This is a genomic window from Pseudomonas flavescens (assembly GCF_013408425.1).
Taxonomy (GTDB): domain Bacteria; phylum Pseudomonadota; class Gammaproteobacteria; order Pseudomonadales; family Pseudomonadaceae; genus Aquipseudomonas; species Aquipseudomonas fulva_A.
This window is the reverse complement of the sequence record NZ_JACBYV010000001.1, coordinates 3940369-3955800: the sequence shown is the minus strand read 5'-3', so window position 1 is coordinate 3955800 and position 15432 is coordinate 3940369. Positions and strand designations below refer to the sequence as shown.

The following is a 15432-nucleotide window of genomic DNA, read 5'->3' as shown; positions in this document are numbered from 1 at the left end:
CAAGGCAGGATGGCTTGCGCCCTGTGGGGCGCGGTGCTCAGGCTCGGGCTGGCGCGGCGTTCAGCAGCAGTTCATCAATCGCCTCTCCGACCTGCTCGAACAGCGTGCCGGCCTCGTCGTTCTCGTCGAGATCCTCGGCGCAGGCGACGATGACCAGAGCCCTTTCATCCTGCGGATTGGCGATGCCAATGTGGCACGCGCGGTGCTGCTGGGTGCCGGTTTTCTGTATGAAGGGCAGGTCCTTGTTCAGGCCAGCCTCCAGGCGGTAGGCGTCGTAACCACCCAGCCCCATGATGTCGTACAGCAGCGCCGAACTGTCGCCGTTCAGCAGGTCGCCTGTCGCCAGCTTGCCCAGCAACTGACCGTAGGCGACCAGGGTGGCGCTGTTCAGGCCGCTATCGTAGTAGCGGCTATAGGCTTCATCGAGGTCACTGATCTCGAGCTGATCGGTTTGCAGGTCCAGCACATTGGCTACCGCCTCGACGCGCTGGGGGCCTAACGGTGCCGCGGCGATTTCGACGATCTTGCGGTTCTCCAGCGAGCGGGCGTCCGGGTGCAGTTGTCCGTACAGTTCGTGGCGTACCCGCAGCAGCGTGGTGATCTGGCCGAAATCACCGCCTGACGCGTCCTCGATGCGACGGTTGAGCAGGTCCTCGCCGATCACCCGAATCAACATGTCCGCGGCGGTATTGTCGCTTTCCTGAAGCATTTCGCGTATCAGCTCGCGCACGCTGTAGCGGGCACCCGCATCCTCCCAGACCAGGCCGCCGGAACCATCCACGCGGTCACTTTCTTCCAGGGTTATCTGCTGGTCGAGCTGCAGGTTTCCCGCATCGACTTCCTGCAGCACGGCAATGGCTATCGCAGCCTTGGTGGCCGAAGCCAGGTACCAGGCTCGATCGGCATGGTAGTTCAGCTGGCTACCATCGGCAGGGCGTAACAGGTAGACGCCGAGCCGCCCGGGGGAGGCCTCGTCGAGCTCGCCGAGGCGCTGCTGCAGCGCGTCGAAGCGTTCGTCGTGTTGCGGGGCGGCCCACAGCCACAGGGAAACGGCCGCGCAACCGAGCAGAGCAGTACCAGCCAGCCATACCTTCACGGGAATATCCTCAATTGAGTGCGTCACGTTGCAGCACGCCGGACGCGGTCAGCGCTTCGCCAACCTGGCGCAAGCTGCGCTCGGCCTTGGCCAGGGAGGGTTCGCCTTGTACGCAGGCGACGATCAACACCGGTTGGGCCGAACCGCGAGCGGGCGTCTCGATCAACCCTGAATCGCAGATGCGCTCGCGCTGGGTGCCGGTCTTGTGAGCGAAACGGGCATCGTCCGGCAGGCCGGCGACGATGCGTTTGCTGCCGGTCTTCACCCGACCCATGACGCCGAGCAGGTACCTGGTTTGTTCGGCACCCAATGCCTGGCCGTCGGCCAATCGCTCGAGCAACTCGCCATAGGCGCTGAGCCGCGCGGCATTGAGGTTGCTGCGGTAGTAGTTGGCGTAGGCGGTACTCAGGCTGATGGGCGCCAGCTCCTTGCGTGGCACGCCGAGCAGCGACGCTAGCCTGTCCAGTCGCTCGCCATCCTTGCGGGCCTGGCGCAGGCGCAGCAGGTCGCGACCGCCAAGGTGCTCCGCTGAAGGGTGCAACTCGCGGTAGATATGCCGACGCACATCGCCCAGCGTGGTGATGGGCTCGAAGCCCTCGGACACCAGTTCGCCGACCAGTGCGTTCACCGCATCCAGGCCAGCCAGACGAATCAGGCGGTCGGTGGCGGTGTTGTCGCTATAAATGATCATCTGCTCGAGCAGAAAGCCTACGCTCAGGCGCTCGCCCGGCCCGTACTGATTGGTGCTGCCGGCGCCATCGACGAAATCATCGGCGGCCAGTGCCAGGCGGGAGTCGAGGTTCCAGTCGCCACGTTCCACGCCCCTCAGCACGGCAATGGCCACCGGCACCTTGATGCCCGAGGCCATGTACCAGAGTTCTTTGGCATGCAGCGTCACGGCGAGGTTGCTGTGCAGATCCTTCACGTAAACGCCGAGTTCGCCGTCCTGCTTGGCCGCCAGCGTCTGCAAGCGCTCCAGCAGCGGCTCTTGCCAGCCAGGTCGCTGGCCGTCGGCCGACGCAGGGCTGGTCAGCAGGGCAAGGGTGACGAGCGCGGGATACAGGAGTGGGCGGTGGTGCATGCGAATCCTCCGGGTGGCGGTGCGAGCCGGCTGTGGAGGATTCGAGGCGCCAGTGCGCCGGGGTGTTCAAGCAGGCGGGTAACCGGAAGTTGCAGGCCTACTTCGGTCGCCACGCGCAGTAGCCCGGGCGCGGGCCGATCTTCGGGTGATTGCGGCAGGTATCCGGACGGCGTTCGTAGATGGTGCACAGCCGGCTCTTGCGATCCAGGTAGTAGCAATCGTTGTTGCTCATGCGCGTCAGGGTGAAGATCCCGGTCTTCTGGCTGAAACGCTCGACCAGACCGTCCTTCTGCAGGCGCTTGGCGATGTTCTTCGGCGGATCGCCGCGCTCGAATTCGTCGACCACGCCAATGCGGATCAGGTCGGCGATGCGTACCTCGACCGGCAACTGACAGCAGCTGGAAATGCAGCTGTGGCACATGTCGGCGGTATAGCGCGCCCAGGTATCGAGGCGGTCTATTTCCGCAGCGGCGATCAGATTGCTTTTCATCTCGGGAGGTTTCGCGTGGTTGGCGGCGCGCGATAATAACGATGTTGGCGAATTTGTGAACAGGCATCCGCCGGCTGGTGAGTCCATGCGCACATTTTCAGGTGGGCAAGGCGATAAAAACCTCCTGAAAAGCAGGTGATTTGCAGTATCTTAGCGCGCGCGTTCCGCCGTACCGATCTGCCGCCCCAGAGGCTCGCCTTTCGGATCGGCGGCGCGGCGTCAGGCCCTGTGCGCTGGCCTCTATCCCGAGCCGTGTTGGAATGGAAACGTCTTCCTTGCTTGCCCCCCTATCGCGCCGCCCAGGCCCTTCGTTTCGAATCGTCGTTCGCCGCTGCGTGGCAGGCGGGGGCAAGGCATGAACGCCTGTATCAAGTCCGCCTGGCAATTCGACGCTGCCGTGCTGCTCACGCTGGTGGTCTGTATCGGCGGTGTGCTGCTCGCTCGCTGGGTGATCCATCAACGGGATTTCCCAGGCCGCGACACGTTCATCCTGATGCACCTGGCGAGCATGTGGTGGATGGCCATGGCTGGCCTCGAGGTCGCTGCGGCGGCGTCCGATTGCAAACTGTTCTGGGCCACCATGTCCTGGCCGGGGATCGTCTCGGTGCCAACCTTCTGGGCGGTATTTCTCTGGCAGTACGTGAGCAGCGTGCGCAAGCCGCTGCCTCGGCGCTCGGTGCTTGGTCTGATCGTCGCGCCGGTGCTGATCTGGTTGGTGGTGCTCAGCAACCCGTGGCACGGCCTGTTCTATGGCGCTGAAACCGGGCCGATATCTGCCGAGCCGGGCGCGCCGATTCGTTATCAGCATGGCCCGCTGTTCTATGCCACGGCGGTGTACGTCTACCTGTTCATGAGCTTCAGCCTTGGCGTGGTGCTGCGCGCTGCGCTCACCAGCCATGGCGTGCACAGGCGCCACTACCTGGCCTTCGTGCTGGTTACCGCAGTGCCCTGGTCGGCGAACATCGCCTACGTGGGCTTTGGCGTGGTGGTGTTCGGCGTCGATCCCACGCCATTCAGTTTCGTCTTCACGCTGGTGGCGTTCTCCTGGTTGATTCTCGGCGTGCGCCTGTTCGACCTGCTGCCGGTGGCGCGGCACCTGCTACTGGAGGCGCTGCCCGACCCGGTGCTGGTGGTCGATACCCAGTGGCGGGTGCTCGAGGCGAACCAGGCCGCCCTGAAGCTGGGTGGCTTCGACCCCGATTGGCAGGGCCGTAGGCTGCAGCAATGGCCCGTGTTCGGCAGTGAGCTGCAGGCTCTGCTGCTGGAGCAGGACACCCAGCAGGATCAACTGCTCATGCTCACCAGCTCCGAGCGCTATTTCGAGGTGCGCATGCGCGCGATCGAGCGGCTCACTCGCCAGGGCACTCTGGTGCTGGGGCAGATGCTCTATTTGCGTGACGTCACCCAGCGCCAGCTCAGCAAGCTGAGCCTGGCCGAGGCGCTGGCGCTCAGCGAGGAGCGCCTGCGTACCATCACCAGCCTGCACGAGCAGTTGCGTGAGCAGGCGCTCTGCGACCCGCTGACCGGCCTCTACAACCGACGCTATCTGGATGAGCTGTTCGGCCGCGAGCTGGCCCGCGTCAGACGCGAAAACGGTCCCCTGTCGCTGGCGCTGATCGATCTGGATCACTTCAAGCAGCTCAACGACGAGCACGGCCATCTCGACGGCGACGATGTGCTCAAGAGCGTGGCGCAGCATCTGCTGGTGAACTTGCGCAGTTCCGATACGGTCTTTCGTATCGGCGGCGAAGAGTTCCTGCTGATTCTCCCCGGTGCCGATGCGCTCGAAGCGAGCAAACGCCTCGAAGCCATCTGCCAGGGGCTGGCACAAAAGCCGATCGAAACCCGTAGTGGCGTGCGTCAGGTAACCCTGTCGGCCGGTCTTGCGCTGTGGCCCGATCAGGGCCTGGTGCTCGACGACTTGCTGCGGGCCGCCGATGCCGCCCTGTACGAAGCCAAACGTGGTGGGCGTAACCGTGTATGCAGCCTGCTGCCGCGCGCCGTGTCGCCAGCTGCTGAGGCGCCCGTTCCTGGAAAGGGTTAAACTCCTTCCGATTACCTTCCATCTCGGAGTCCTTCATGTCCCGCGTTACCCTCAGTCGCTACCTCATCGAGCAGACCCGTAGTCAAAATACCCCGGCCGATCTGCGCTTCCTGATCGAAGTAGTGGCGCGTGCGTGCAAGGAAATCAGCCATGCGGTCTCCAAGGGCGCCCTCGGCGGCGTGCTCGGCAGCATGGGCACCGAAAACGTACAGGGCGAAGTGCAGAAGAAGCTCGACGTGATCTCCAACGACATTCTGCTCGAAGCCAACGAGTGGGGCGGCCACCTGGCCGGCATGGCTTCCGAGGAAATGGACAACGCCTATCAGATCCCCGGCAAGTACCCGAAAGGTGCCTACCTGCTGGTGTTCGACCCGCTGGATGGTTCATCGAACATCGACGTCAACGTGTCGGTCGGCACCATCTTCTCGGTACTGCGTTGCCCGAACGAATACCTGAGCCAGAACGAAAGCCTCGACGAAAAGGCCTTCCATCAGCCGGGCACTCAGCAGGTCGCTGCCGGTTACGCCATCTATGGCCCGCAGACCATGCTGATCCTGACCCTGGGCAACGGCGTGAAAGGCTTCACCCTGGATCGCGAACTGGGCAGCTTCGTGCTCACCCACGACAACATCAGCGTGCCGGAAACCACTGCCGAATTCGCCATCAACATGTCCAACCAGCGTCACTGGGAAGCCCCGGTACAGCGTTACGTGGACGAACTGCTGGCCGGCAAGGAAGGCCCGCTGAACAAGAACTACAACATGCGCTGGATCGCCTCGATGGTTGCCGACGTGCACCGCATCCTGACCCGTGGCGGCCTGTTCATGTACCCGCGCGATGACCGCGAGCCTGGCAAGGCCGGCAAGCTGCGCCTGATGTACGAAGCCAACCCGATGTCCTTCATCATCGAGCAGGCCGGTGGTGCTTCCACCGACGGCGTACAACGCATCCTCGACATCCAGCCGACGTCCCTGCACCAGCGGGTGCCGGTCTTCCTGGGTTCCAAGGAAGAAGTCGAGCGCGTCACCGGCTACCACAAGGGCTGATCGATGCAGATGCAGCCCTGGGAGTCCTTGCTGGACTGGTGGTTCGGCTCTTCCACTTCGGCTGTGGAAGCTGCCGCCGCACGCAACGGGCTGTGGTTCGGCAAGCGTGACGAGCAGGATGCCGAGGCGCGTGAGCGCTTTGGCGCCTTGGTCGAACAGGCGCTCGCTGGCGGGCTGCAGGAGTGGTCGGCCGATCCTCGCGGTTGGCTGGCCAAGGTACTGTTGCTCGACCAGCTGCCACGCATGATCTATCGCGACACGCCTCTGGCCTTTGCCGGCGATGCGCTGGCGCAACCGCTGGTCGAAGAAGGCGTCACCCTCGGCTGGGATCGGCAGTTGCCGGCGATCCAGCGGGTATTCATCTACCTGGTGTTCGAACATGCCGAAAGCGTTCCTCAGCAGCTGCGCGCCATGCAACTGTTCGGCGAACTGAGCGAGTCTGCAGCGGACGCCGAGCGTGAGCTGTTCGCCGGCTTTCTCGACTACGCTGAACGGCATCTGCGCATCATCGAGCGCTTCGGGCGCTTCCCCCATCGCAACGAAACCCTCGGGCGCAGCAGTACCGATGCCGAGTTGCGCTTTCTGCTGGAACCGGGCTCGAGCTTCTGACGTCGAACCGGCATGTGACAACTGGACTACTGGAGTTACCCCTCATGCGCTTGCGTTCTCTCGTGCTGCTGGCGACCTGCGTCGTTCTGGCGGCCTGCGGCAAGGTCAATCAGGACAATTACGCCAAACTCTACTCGGGCATGACCAAGGCAGAAGTCGAAGACCTGCTCGGTACCGCCACGGAGTGTTCCGGCGCGCTCGGCATGTCCAGCTGCACCTGGGGCGACCAGGTGAGCTTCATCAGCGTTCAGTACGCCGGTGACAAGGTGATGATGTTCTCTGCCAAAGGGTTGAAGTGATGAACAAGCTTGCGATGAGTTGCCTGGCGCTGGGCGCCGCATTGTTGGTCGGCTGTGCCAATTCCGGCACTGGCGTGGCGCCACCGAAAACCGTCGAGTCGGTCGATCTCGAGCGTTATCAGGGCACCTGGTACGAGGTGGCGCGCCTGCCGATGTTCTTCCAGCGCAATTGCGTGGAGTCCGAAGCGCGCTACGGCCTGCAGGATGATGGCAGCGTGTCGGTGACCAACCGTTGCCGCAATGCCGACGGTGAGTGGCAGCAGGTCGAAGGTCGCGCCGTACCTCAGGTCGAGGGCAAGACCGACAAGCTCTGGGTCACCTTCGACAACTGGTTCAGCCGTCTGCTGCCGGGCGTGAGCAAGGGCGAGTATTGGGTGCTGGATCTGGATGACGAGTACCAGACCGCGCTGGTCGGCCATCCGAACCGCAAGTACCTGTGGCTGCTCTCGCGCACCCCGAAAATCTCCGATGAAGTTCGCGATGAAATCCTTTCGGTGGCCCGCGCCCAGGGGTACGACACCGACGAGCTGATCTGGCGCGAAGGTGCCAAACCGGCACGTTGAGAGGTCGTTCATCCGCAGAGGATGGGCCGCGGCGATGTGTATCGAGCGATCCCACCAGATCGATCACGCCTTGACCCACCCTGCGCCGGCGGCGCGACGCATCAATCGGTCGTGCGCCGTCACTGCAGGGTGGGTGAAGCGGCGCCGTGCATTGGCCTGTCAGGCCGCGCAGTTGTAGAGCGTTGCCTCGCCCTCCAAACGATCTCGGCTTATATGCCGACGACGCCTCAATCCCATTCCAGCCGTGCCAGCTTCCATTCTCCATCGTCCTGCCACCATTCGAGCTTCACGCTGAAATGCCGTGCGCTGTCGGGAATCAGGCCCTCGGCGCCGGTCAGTGCCACCTGCGCGTCGGTGTAGCCCTTGTCGCGGTAGGTAGCGTCGACTCGGCTGTCCTTGCCCAGGGCGATTACCTTGACGTTGTTATGGCGCAGGAACAGCAGCGTCATGGTGCGTTTTGCCCAGTCGCGATCATTGACCTGCTGGGCGAGAAACTCGCCGTGCAGTTGATCGAGTACGGCAGCGGTCTTCTTCGCCTGCAGATTGTCCTGCAACTGCTGCACGGCCGATTCGAGCGCTGCCTGCGGGTCATCGTCCTCGCGGCACCCCGCCAACAGGATGGCGAACAGCAGGGGCAGGGCAAATTTCCGGATCGACATGCTGAATTCCTTTTTCATGGTTATGATGCCCGGACGAGCGCAACAGCCCATTCGACGTGCGGGCGGCCCGAGCCTATCTCAAATCTTCCTCAGGAGCGCACCATGCAGACGCTGTATCCGGAGATCAAACCGTACGCCCGTCACGAGTTGGCGGTAGACGCCCCGCACGTTCTCTATGTCGATGAGAGCGGCTCGGCGGATGGTCTGCCGGTGCTGTTCGTGCATGGCGGCCCTGGCGCCGGTTGCGATGCGGCGAGCCGCTGCTACTTCGATCCCAACCTGTATCGCATCGTCACCTTCGATCAGCGCGGCTGTGGCCGCTCGACGCCCCACGCCAGCCTGGAAAACAACACCACCTGGGATCTGGTGGCCGACATGGAGCGTATCCGTGAGCACCTGGGCATCGACAAATGGGTGCTGTTCGGCGGTTCCTGGGGCTCGACCCTGTCGCTGGCCTATGCCCAGACCCACCCGGACCGCGTACACGCGCTGATCCTGCGGGGCATCTTCCTGTGCCGGCCGCAAGAGTTCAAATGGTTCTACCAGGAGGGCGCCAGCCGGCTGTTCCCCGATTACTGGCAGGATTACCTGGCGCCGATTCCAGCCGAAGAGCAGGGCGACCTCATGCAGGCGTTCTACAAACGCCTGACCGGCGCCGACCAGATCGCGCAGATGCACGCGGCCAAGGCCTGGTCGTGCTGGGAAGGGCGCACCGCCACGCTGCGGCCCAACCCGCAGGTGGTCGACCGTTTCGCCGAAAGCCTGCGTGCGCTGTCGATCGCACGGATCGAATGCCACTATTTCGTCAACGATGCCTTCCTCGAACCCAACCAGTTGCTGCGCGACATGCCGAAGATCGCCCACCTGCCGGGCATCATCGTGCATGGCCGTTATGACGTGATCTGCCCCCTGGACAACGCCTGGGCGCTGCACCAGGCGTGGCCCAACAGCGAGCTGCAGATCATCCGCGAGGCAGGCCATGCCGCTGCCGAGCCGGGCATCGCCGATGCACTGGTGCGCGCCGCCGACGAAATCGCTCATCGCCTGCTCGACCTGGCACCGGACGAAGCGTGAAGGCGCTGCTGCAGCGCGTCGTCAGCGCCAGGGTCGACGTCGCCGGAGACACCGTCGGTGCCATCGATCAGGGCCTGCTGGTGCTGGTTGGCGTCGAGCCGCAGGACAGCGAGGCCAGTTGCGCCAAGCTGCTGCACAAGTTGCTCAACTACCGGGTGTTCAGCGACGAGGCGGGCAAGATGAACCTGTCGCTCAAGGATGTCGGTGGCGGTCTGCTGCTGGTGTCACAGTTCACCCTGGCTGCCGATACCCGCAGCGGACTGCGCCCGGGCTTTTCCACCGCCGCGCCACCTGCCCAGGGTGAGGCGCTGTTCGCTCATCTGCTCGAGCAGGCCCGCGCGCAGCATCCTCAGGTCGCCAGCGGGCGTTTCGGCGCGGACATGCAGGTGCATCTGATCAACGATGGGCCAGTGACCTTTCTGCTGGAAACCTGACGCCTGGCCTGCTTCTTGCTCTCCCGTACGCCTCTGGCTGGTACTGTTTGTCGCTGATCAGGCGTTGATATCTCGCTATCTGCTTCGATCACGGTTAGCATGCCGCGCCGCCTTTCCGCCCATGGCCTATCACCTGCACCAGCACGGTGCGTGATGCTATTCGGGCGCTCATGACTGTCTGCCCCTCAGGAGCAAGAATGAAAAAGCTTGTCGCCTCACTGTTGTTATCCGTCTGCGCCTTCACCGGCCTCGCCCAGGCTGGCGTCATCGATGACGCGGTCAAGCGCGGAACCCTGCGCGTCGGTATGGACCCGACCTACATGCCCTTCGAAATGACCAACAAGCGTGGCGAGATCATCGGCTTCGAAGTCGACCTGCTCAAGGCCATGACCAAGGCCATGGGCGTCAAGCTTGAGCTGGTGTCGACCTCCTATGACGGCATCATCCCGGCACTGCTGACCGACAAGTTCGACATGATCGGCTCGGGCATGACCCTGACTCAGGAGCGCAACCTGCGCATCAACTTCTCCGAGCCCTTCATCGTGGTCGGTCAGACCCTGCTGATTCGCAAGGAGCTGGCAGACAAGGTCAAGAGCTACAAGGACCTGAACAGCGCCGACTACCGCATCACCTCGAAGATCGGTACCACCGGTGAGATGGTCGCCAAGAAGCTGATCGCCCAGGCCAAGTACAGCGGTTTCGACAACGAGCAGGAAGCGGTGATGGACGTGGTCAACGGCAAGGCCGATGCCTTCATCTACGACGCGCCGTACAACGTCGTCGCGGTGAACAAGGCCGGGGCTGGCAAGCTGGTGTTCCTCGACGAGCCCTTCACCTTCGAGCCCCTGGCTTTCGGCCTGAAGAAGGGTGACTACGACAGCATCAACTGGATCAACAACTGGCTGCACCAGATCCGCGAAGACGGCACCTACGATCGTATCCATGCCAAGTGGTTCAAGAGCACCAACTGGCTCAAGGATATGGAATAGGGCCTACCGCTCTGCTCCGCTGTACCCAGCGCGCGGCTTGTCCGCGCGCTGTCATGTTTGCAACTCAATGGGTAGACACTCGCCGTGGCTAAACAGAAGAAAGCCCAGTGGCCCTGGCACCTGCTGACCGGTCTGATCCTGGTCGTGGGCGCCGTGCTTATATGGTATTCCACCTCGCTGATTTCCTATGAGTGGCGCTGGAATCGCGTTCCCCAGTACTTCGCCTATCACGCTGAAGAGGCGCAACGGGCGGCTGACTACAGCCGCGTCGAGAGCGTCAGCAGGCAGGGTGACGAGGCACTGGTCACGCTGCTTGGCGAAAGCGGTGAGCAGCAGCAACTGAGCGTGGCAAGCGACAGCCTGCAGTTCAGTGAAGGTGACGATGTCGCCGAGGGCGATGTCATCGGCGTCAATCGTCACTGGGCCGCCGGCCCCTTGCTCTGGGGCCTCTGGACGACGCTGTGGATATCCGTGGCGGCGGGCGTGTTTGGCCTGTTGATCGGGCTGGTCACCGGCCTGTGCCGGCTCTCGGCCAACCCGACGCTGCGTCACCTGTCGACGGTCTACGTCGAGCTGGTACGCGGAACGCCGCTGCTGGTGCAGATTTTCATCTTCTATTTCTTCATCGGCACGGTACTCAACCTGTCTCGCGAATTCGCCGGGGTAGCGGCGCTGGCGCTGTTCACCGGCGCCTACGTGGGCGAGATCGTGCGTGCCGGCGTGCAGTCCATCGTTCGCGGCCAGGACGAGGCTGCACGCTCTCTCGGGCTGAGCGCGGCGCAATCGATGCGTCACGTGATTCTGCCGCAGGCTTTCAAGCGGGTGCTGCCACCACTGGCCGGGCAGTTCATCAGCCTGGTCAAGGACACTTCGCTGGTCTCGGTGATCGCCATCACCGAATTGACCAAGAGCGGCCGTGAAGCCATTACCACCTCGTTCTCCACGTTCGAGATCTGGTTCTGCGTGGCCGCACTCTATCTGGTGATCAACCTGCCGTTGTCGCAGATCGCCAATCGCCTGGAACGGAGGCTCGCGCAAAGTGATTGAAGTCCGTGATCTGATCAAGGTGTTCGACGCCCGCGGTCAACAGGTTCGCGCCGTCGACGGTGTGACCACCCAGGTGGCGCGCGGTGAAGTGCTGGTGGTGATCGGCCCGTCCGGCTCCGGCAAGTCGACTTTCCTGCGCTGCCTGAACGGCCTGGAGGAGCTCGACGACGGTTCGGTGAGTATCGACGGCCTCGACCTGGCCAACCCGAAAACCGATATCAACGCCTACCGCCGGGAAGTCGGCATGGTGTTCCAGCACTTCAACCTGTTCCCGCACATGACCGTGCTGGAAAACCTCTGCCTGGCGCAGAAAGTGGTACGCAAGCGTGGCAAGGCTGAGCGCGAAGCCAAGGCCCGTGCGTTGCTGGACAAAGTGGGTATCGGCCAGAAGGCCGGCGAGTTTCCGTCGCGGCTGTCCGGCGGTCAGCAGCAACGTGTGGCCATCGCCCGGGCCCTGTGCATGGACCCCAAGGTGATGCTGTTCGACGAGCCAACCTCGGCCCTCGATCCGGAAATGGTCGGCGAGGTGCTCGACGTGATGAAGCAACTGGCCGTCGAAGGCATGACCATGGTCTGCGTCACCCACGAAATGGGCTTCGCCCGTGAAGTGGCGGATCGCGTGCTGTTCTTCGATCACGGCAAATTGCTGGAAGACGCACCGCCCGCAGAGTTCTTCGCACAACCGAAGGACCCACGCGCGCAGGCTTTTTTGCGTCAGGTGCTGTAGCGCGACGGGCAGGGTCGTTTTAAGGCGAAAGCAGCCGTTCGTAGTCGGGGGCCAATTGGTGGGCTAAAGCCCACCCTACAGCCGCGCATCTAGCTGTAGGGTGGGCTTCAGCCCACCAAATCGAAGGTCCGCTATCGCCTTGTTCCGGTCCCACGGCGCCGCCACCGGACAATGATTGCCCCGGGTGTAGGGTGGGCTTCAGCCCACCAGATCGAGAGTCCGCTATTGCCTCGTCGCGGGCCTTGGGCACCGTTTTGGACAATGATTGTCTGTCAGGTTTTTAGAACCATCCGCTCGTGATCAAGTCCCAATGCTCTCCATTCAGCATAAGGACTCTCTGGCGTGAAAACCGTTCTAGCCCTGCTGGCTGCTGTCGTTACTCTGCCGGCAATGGCCAATCAGCCGACCCTGTACGGTCGCTACGAATACATCCAGCTGCCGCAGATCGGCCAGACTCTCAAGGCCAAGATGGACACCGGGGCGATGACCGCCTCATTGTCGGCTCGCGATATCGAGCAGTTCCAGCGTGATGGCGAAGACTGGGTGCGTTTCCGCCTGGCCATCGACGATGCCAATGATCAGGTCTTCGAGAAGCCCCTGACGCGCGTCACCGAAATCAAGAATCGCGCAGAAGAGGGCAGTTCCGATGAGCCTTCCTACTCCGCGCGGCCCGTGGTCGACATGGATATCTGCCTGGGCGAAGAGCGGCGCACCATCGAGGTCAACCTGACCGATCGCAGCCACTTCGACTATCCACTGCTGATCGGTGCGAGTGCCATTCGCAAGCTGGACGCTGCCATCGATCCTGCCAGCCGCTATACCGTCGAGCGGCCCAAGTGCTGAATCGCTAGTCTGCACTTCCAATATTGGCTATCCGGTGTGATTCTTGCCTCGAAATGGCACATTGCCACGGCGTTGTGTGTCTGTGGTACCTGTTTCGAGGTGGGTTATGTGGGGATTGCTCAAGCCGGGTGTGCGCGTGCTGGAACGCGTCAGTTTTGCCCGCAAGTTCCAGTTGCTGTTCGTGTTGTTCGTCATTCCCCTGGGCTATGCGCTCTGGGTAATGCTGAGCAGCAATCTGGAGCGTATCGAGATCCTGAACCGCGAGTTTGACGGTATGCAGGGCGTTCACGCTCTGGGTGCCGTGGAGCAGGAGCTGCTCGAGCAGCGCTTTCTGCTGGCCCGCTGGAAGGGCAACGAAAAGGCTGCCGAAGGCCTGCTGCGTGAGCGCAGCAGCAAGCTCGGCGAGGCGCTGGCTGCAGCCACCGAGCAACTGAAACTGACTCCTCTTAGCGACGAAACCGAGCGCCAGCTCGATGCGTTGCGGGTATCGCTTGGTGAGTTGGATCTGGCCGTGCTGGGTAAAATGGCACTGCTCGACGCGCTGGAGCGTTACCAGAACACCCTCTCGCGCCTGGTGGTGCTACGTGAGCTGGTCGCTACCGATAGCGGCCTGATACTCGATCCGTACCTCGATACCTATCTGATGATGGAGCAACTGACGCTAACGCTGCCACGCCTGGCGGAGAACCTCGGCAGTTTCGCCAGTCAGGGCTACGGGTCGCTGGTCGCCCAGCATTTCACCTTGCAGAACCGGGTAGCCGTGCGTGACCTGCGCCGCTCGCTGGAACAATCTGGTGCGCAGATGGCCAAGGCGCGCACCGCGTTGGAGCGCACCTCGGCAGCCGCCATGGTCCGCCTGCAACAGCCTTTCGCGCAAGCCGAACAGGGCCTGCAGGGCTTCCTCGGCGAGGTCGATCGTGACATGTTCGAGGCCAGCCCCATGGTGATGCAGCCTGCTCAGTTCGTGCAGCACGTGCAGACGTTGCAGGAACAACTGCTGGGGCTGCGTCAGGCGGTGTTCGAACAGTTCAACGCCAGCCTTGGCGATTACCGAGACCAGGCCCGGCAGGACATGCTGCAAACCGTGCTGATCTTCGCCGCGCTGACCATTCTGGCGCTGTATCTGCTGCTGTGCCTGAACGCCTCGATCCGCCGCAGCACCACCGGCATCATCCAGGCTACCGAGGGTCTGCGCGACGGTGATCTGCGGGTTCGCATGCAGGTACACGGCGCCGACGATCTGGCGGCGATCTCCACGGCGCTCAATAGTGCGGTCGCCCAGTTGCGCGACTCCATGCAGGGCGTTGGCCGCGAAGGTCAGCAGCTTGACCAGACGGTTCAGGGCCTCGGCAACCAGGCCAGCAGCTCCCTGGCAGCGGTCGAACAGCAGCAGGCGCAGATGAGCCAGATCGCCACGGCGGCCACGCAGATGGCAGCTACCGCCCAGAGTGTGGCGCAGAGTTGCGAACAGGCCGCTCAGGAAGCCGGTCAGACCCGTGAGATCGCCAACCAGAGCAACCTGCGCAGTGCCCGCACCAGCGCCAGCATGCGTGAGCTCAGTGGCCGTCTGGCGGGCAGCGCCACGACCCTGCAGCAACTGCGCAAGCAGACCGAGCAGATCACTCGGGTGGTCGACGTGATCAAGGGCATCGCCGAGCAGACCAACCTGCTGGCGCTCAACGCCGCCATCGAGGCGGCGCGGGCGGGTGAGCAGGGGCGTGGCTTTGCCGTGGTCGCCGATGAGGTTCGTTCATTGTCGCAACGGACGCAGAATTCCACGGCGGAAATCGCTCAGACGGTGGGTGATCTGCACAAGGTGGTCGGCCAGTCGGTCACCGAAATGGAGCAGGCCATGCAACAGGCCGAAGGCGATGTGGGCAACGTACTGGCGATGAGCGCGGATCTCGATGGCATCGTCGAGTCGGTGCAGCGCGTCAGTGATCGTCTGGCGCAGATCGCTACGGCTGCCGAGCAGCAGGCCGCTACCGCGGATGAGGTCAGCCACAACATCCAGCAGGTGGACCACGCGGCTACCGCTCTGCTCGGCGGGGCGCGCATGGTCAGTAACGCCAGCGAGCAACTGCGCCGTGGCAGTGAAAGCCTGGCGCAGAACACCGGGCGTTTCCGGGTGGATTGATCGCATCGCGGCCGCGCCGCTCAAAAAGTGAGCGGTTCTCTGCAGGCCATGCGTGGCATGGCCTGCAGCGACTATTCCCAGGGTTGTCCACAGGTTCTTCCACGGTAACTGTGTACAGAGAACAGCCTGGTCAGCCGCAGTTTCGACCCCTGTTCGAACACTTCATGTCAAGCGAATACACCGAATTCAAAGGCTTTTGGACAGCCTGTTCGAAAATTGCACAGCTCTCTGCAGGCCCCACCCGGCTAGCCCTGCCACCTGTCATCCCGAGCTTATCCACAGATTACTCCACCA

At 63.0% G+C, this 15432-nt stretch carries 16 protein-coding genes; 12 read left to right on the top strand and 4 right to left on the bottom strand.

The features are described from left to right. Nucleotides 1-37: 37 nt before the first annotated feature. The 3 genes from FHR27_RS17805 to FHR27_RS17795 form a co-directional block, all read right to left on the bottom strand. On the bottom strand, nt 38-1096 hold the full coding sequence (locus tag FHR27_RS17805) for a serine hydrolase (protein WP_264650064.1): 1059 nt from the start codon (nt 1094-1096) through the stop codon (nt 38-40). A 10-nt stretch (nt 1097-1106) separates the two neighbouring features. After that, nucleotides 1107-2177 (bottom strand): serine hydrolase, encoded by a 1071-nt coding sequence (locus FHR27_RS17800; RefSeq protein ID WP_179539182.1) that lies wholly within the window; start codon nt 2175-2177, stop codon nt 1107-1109. 97 nt (nt 2178-2274) lie between these two features. Continuing rightward, on the bottom strand, nt 2275-2667 hold the full coding sequence (locus FHR27_RS17795; protein WP_042554281.1) for a YkgJ family cysteine cluster protein: 393 nt from the start codon (nt 2665-2667) through the stop codon (nt 2275-2277). Nucleotides 2668-3022: 355 nt separating this feature from the next. Here FHR27_RS17795 and FHR27_RS17790 point away from each other — a divergent pair, with 355 nt between their 5' ends. Genes FHR27_RS17790 through FHR27_RS17770 form a run of 5 tightly spaced genes read left to right on the top strand, consistent with a single transcriptional unit; the run spans nt 3023 to nt 7228 of the window. After that, entirely contained in the window at nt 3023-4711 is a 1689-nt protein-coding gene (locus FHR27_RS17790) for a histidine kinase N-terminal 7TM domain-containing diguanylate cyclase (RefSeq protein ID WP_179539181.1), read from the top strand. 35 nt (nt 4712-4746) lie between these two features. Continuing rightward, nucleotides 4747-5757: a class 1 fructose-bisphosphatase gene (locus FHR27_RS17785; RefSeq protein ID WP_042554283.1), complete on the top strand. Its 1011-nt coding sequence runs from the start codon at nt 4747-4749 to the stop codon at nt 5755-5757. Between the two features lie 9 nt (nt 5758-5766). Next, entirely contained in the window at nt 5767-6366 is a 600-nt protein-coding gene (locus FHR27_RS17780) for a DUF924 family protein (protein WP_042554338.1), read from the top strand. Between the two features lie 44 nt (nt 6367-6410). Beyond that, nucleotides 6411-6665 carry a lipoprotein gene (locus FHR27_RS17775; RefSeq protein ID WP_042554284.1) on the top strand — a complete coding sequence of 85 codons (255 nt, stop codon included), beginning with the start codon at nt 6411-6413 and terminating at the stop codon, nt 6663-6665. After that, nucleotides 6665-7228: a lipocalin family protein gene (locus FHR27_RS17770; protein WP_179539180.1), complete on the top strand. Its 564-nt coding sequence runs from the start codon at nt 6665-6667 to the stop codon at nt 7226-7228. Before FHR27_RS17775 ends, FHR27_RS17770 begins: the two co-directional genes overlap by 1 nt. A 227-nt stretch (nt 7229-7455) precedes the next feature. On the opposite strand, the gene FHR27_RS17765 is transcribed toward FHR27_RS17770, so the two are convergent. Beyond that, nucleotides 7456-7887: a hypothetical protein gene (locus FHR27_RS17765; RefSeq protein ID WP_179539179.1), complete on the bottom strand. Its 432-nt coding sequence runs from the start codon at nt 7885-7887 to the stop codon at nt 7456-7458. 102 nt (nt 7888-7989) lie between these two features. Between FHR27_RS17765 and pip the strand changes: the two genes are divergently transcribed. The 7 genes from pip (at nt 7990) to FHR27_RS17730 (ending at nt 15138) form a co-directional block, all read left to right on the top strand. Then, on the top strand, nt 7990-8961 hold the full coding sequence (pip, locus tag FHR27_RS17760; protein WP_042554286.1) for a prolyl aminopeptidase: 972 nt from the start codon (nt 7990-7992) through the stop codon (nt 8959-8961). Beyond that, complete coding sequence (gene dtd, locus FHR27_RS17755) at nt 8958-9395, top strand: D-aminoacyl-tRNA deacylase (RefSeq protein WP_042554287.1); 438 nt, start codon at nt 8958-8960, stop codon at nt 9393-9395. The genes pip and dtd overlap by 4 nt, the downstream gene beginning before the upstream one ends. 197 nt (nt 9396-9592) lie before the next feature. Then, a complete protein-coding gene (locus FHR27_RS17750; protein WP_042554288.1) occupies nt 9593-10384 on the top strand; it encodes a transporter substrate-binding domain-containing protein in 792 nt (263 codons plus the stop codon). Between the two features lie 84 nt (nt 10385-10468). Beyond that, nucleotides 10469-11431, top strand: a complete 963-nt coding sequence (locus FHR27_RS17745; protein ID WP_042554289.1) for an amino acid ABC transporter permease — start codon at nt 10469-10471, stop codon at nt 11429-11431. Next, on the top strand, nt 11424-12158 hold the full coding sequence (locus FHR27_RS17740; RefSeq protein WP_042554290.1) for an amino acid ABC transporter ATP-binding protein: 735 nt from the start codon (nt 11424-11426) through the stop codon (nt 12156-12158). Before FHR27_RS17745 ends, FHR27_RS17740 begins: the two co-directional genes overlap by 8 nt. Nucleotides 12159-12500: 342 nt before the next feature. Then, on the top strand, nt 12501-13001 hold the full coding sequence (gene rloA2 / locus FHR27_RS17735; protein WP_179539178.1) for a retropepsin-like aspartic peptidase RloA2: 501 nt from the start codon (nt 12501-12503) through the stop codon (nt 12999-13001). A gap of 106 nt (nt 13002-13107) precedes the next feature. Further along, nucleotides 13108-15138, top strand: a complete 2031-nt coding sequence (locus tag FHR27_RS17730; protein WP_179539177.1) for a methyl-accepting chemotaxis protein — start codon at nt 13108-13110, stop codon at nt 15136-15138. The last annotated feature ends 294 nt before the right edge of the window (nt 15139-15432 follow it).

Coding starts and splice junctions, on each gene's coding strand:
- FHR27_RS17750 (WP_042554288.1), top strand. CDS start 9,593: ATGAAAAAGCTTGTCGCCTCACTGTTGTTATCCGTCTGCGCCTTCACC.
- FHR27_RS17790 (WP_179539181.1), top strand. CDS start 3,023: ATGAACGCCTGTATCAAGTCCGCCTGGCAATTCGACGCTGCCGTGCTG.
- FHR27_RS17765 (WP_179539179.1), bottom strand. CDS start 7,887: ATGTCGATCCGGAAATTTGCCCTGCCCCTGCTGTTCGCCATCCTGTTG.
- FHR27_RS17775 (WP_042554284.1), top strand. CDS start 6,411: ATGCGCTTGCGTTCTCTCGTGCTGCTGGCGACCTGCGTCGTTCTGGCG.
- pip (WP_042554286.1), top strand. CDS start 7,990: ATGCAGACGCTGTATCCGGAGATCAAACCGTACGCCCGTCACGAGTTG.
- FHR27_RS17800 (WP_179539182.1), bottom strand. CDS start 2,177: ATGCACCACCGCCCACTCCTGTATCCCGCGCTCGTCACCCTTGCCCTG.
- FHR27_RS17770 (WP_179539180.1), top strand. CDS start 6,665: ATGAACAAGCTTGCGATGAGTTGCCTGGCGCTGGGCGCCGCATTGTTG.
- FHR27_RS17780 (WP_042554338.1), top strand. CDS start 5,767: ATGCAGCCCTGGGAGTCCTTGCTGGACTGGTGGTTCGGCTCTTCCACT.
- FHR27_RS17730 (WP_179539177.1), top strand. CDS start 13,108: ATGTGGGGATTGCTCAAGCCGGGTGTGCGCGTGCTGGAACGCGTCAGT.
- FHR27_RS17795 (WP_042554281.1), bottom strand. CDS start 2,667: ATGAAAAGCAATCTGATCGCCGCTGCGGAAATAGACCGCCTCGATACC.
- FHR27_RS17785 (WP_042554283.1), top strand. CDS start 4,747: ATGTCCCGCGTTACCCTCAGTCGCTACCTCATCGAGCAGACCCGTAGT.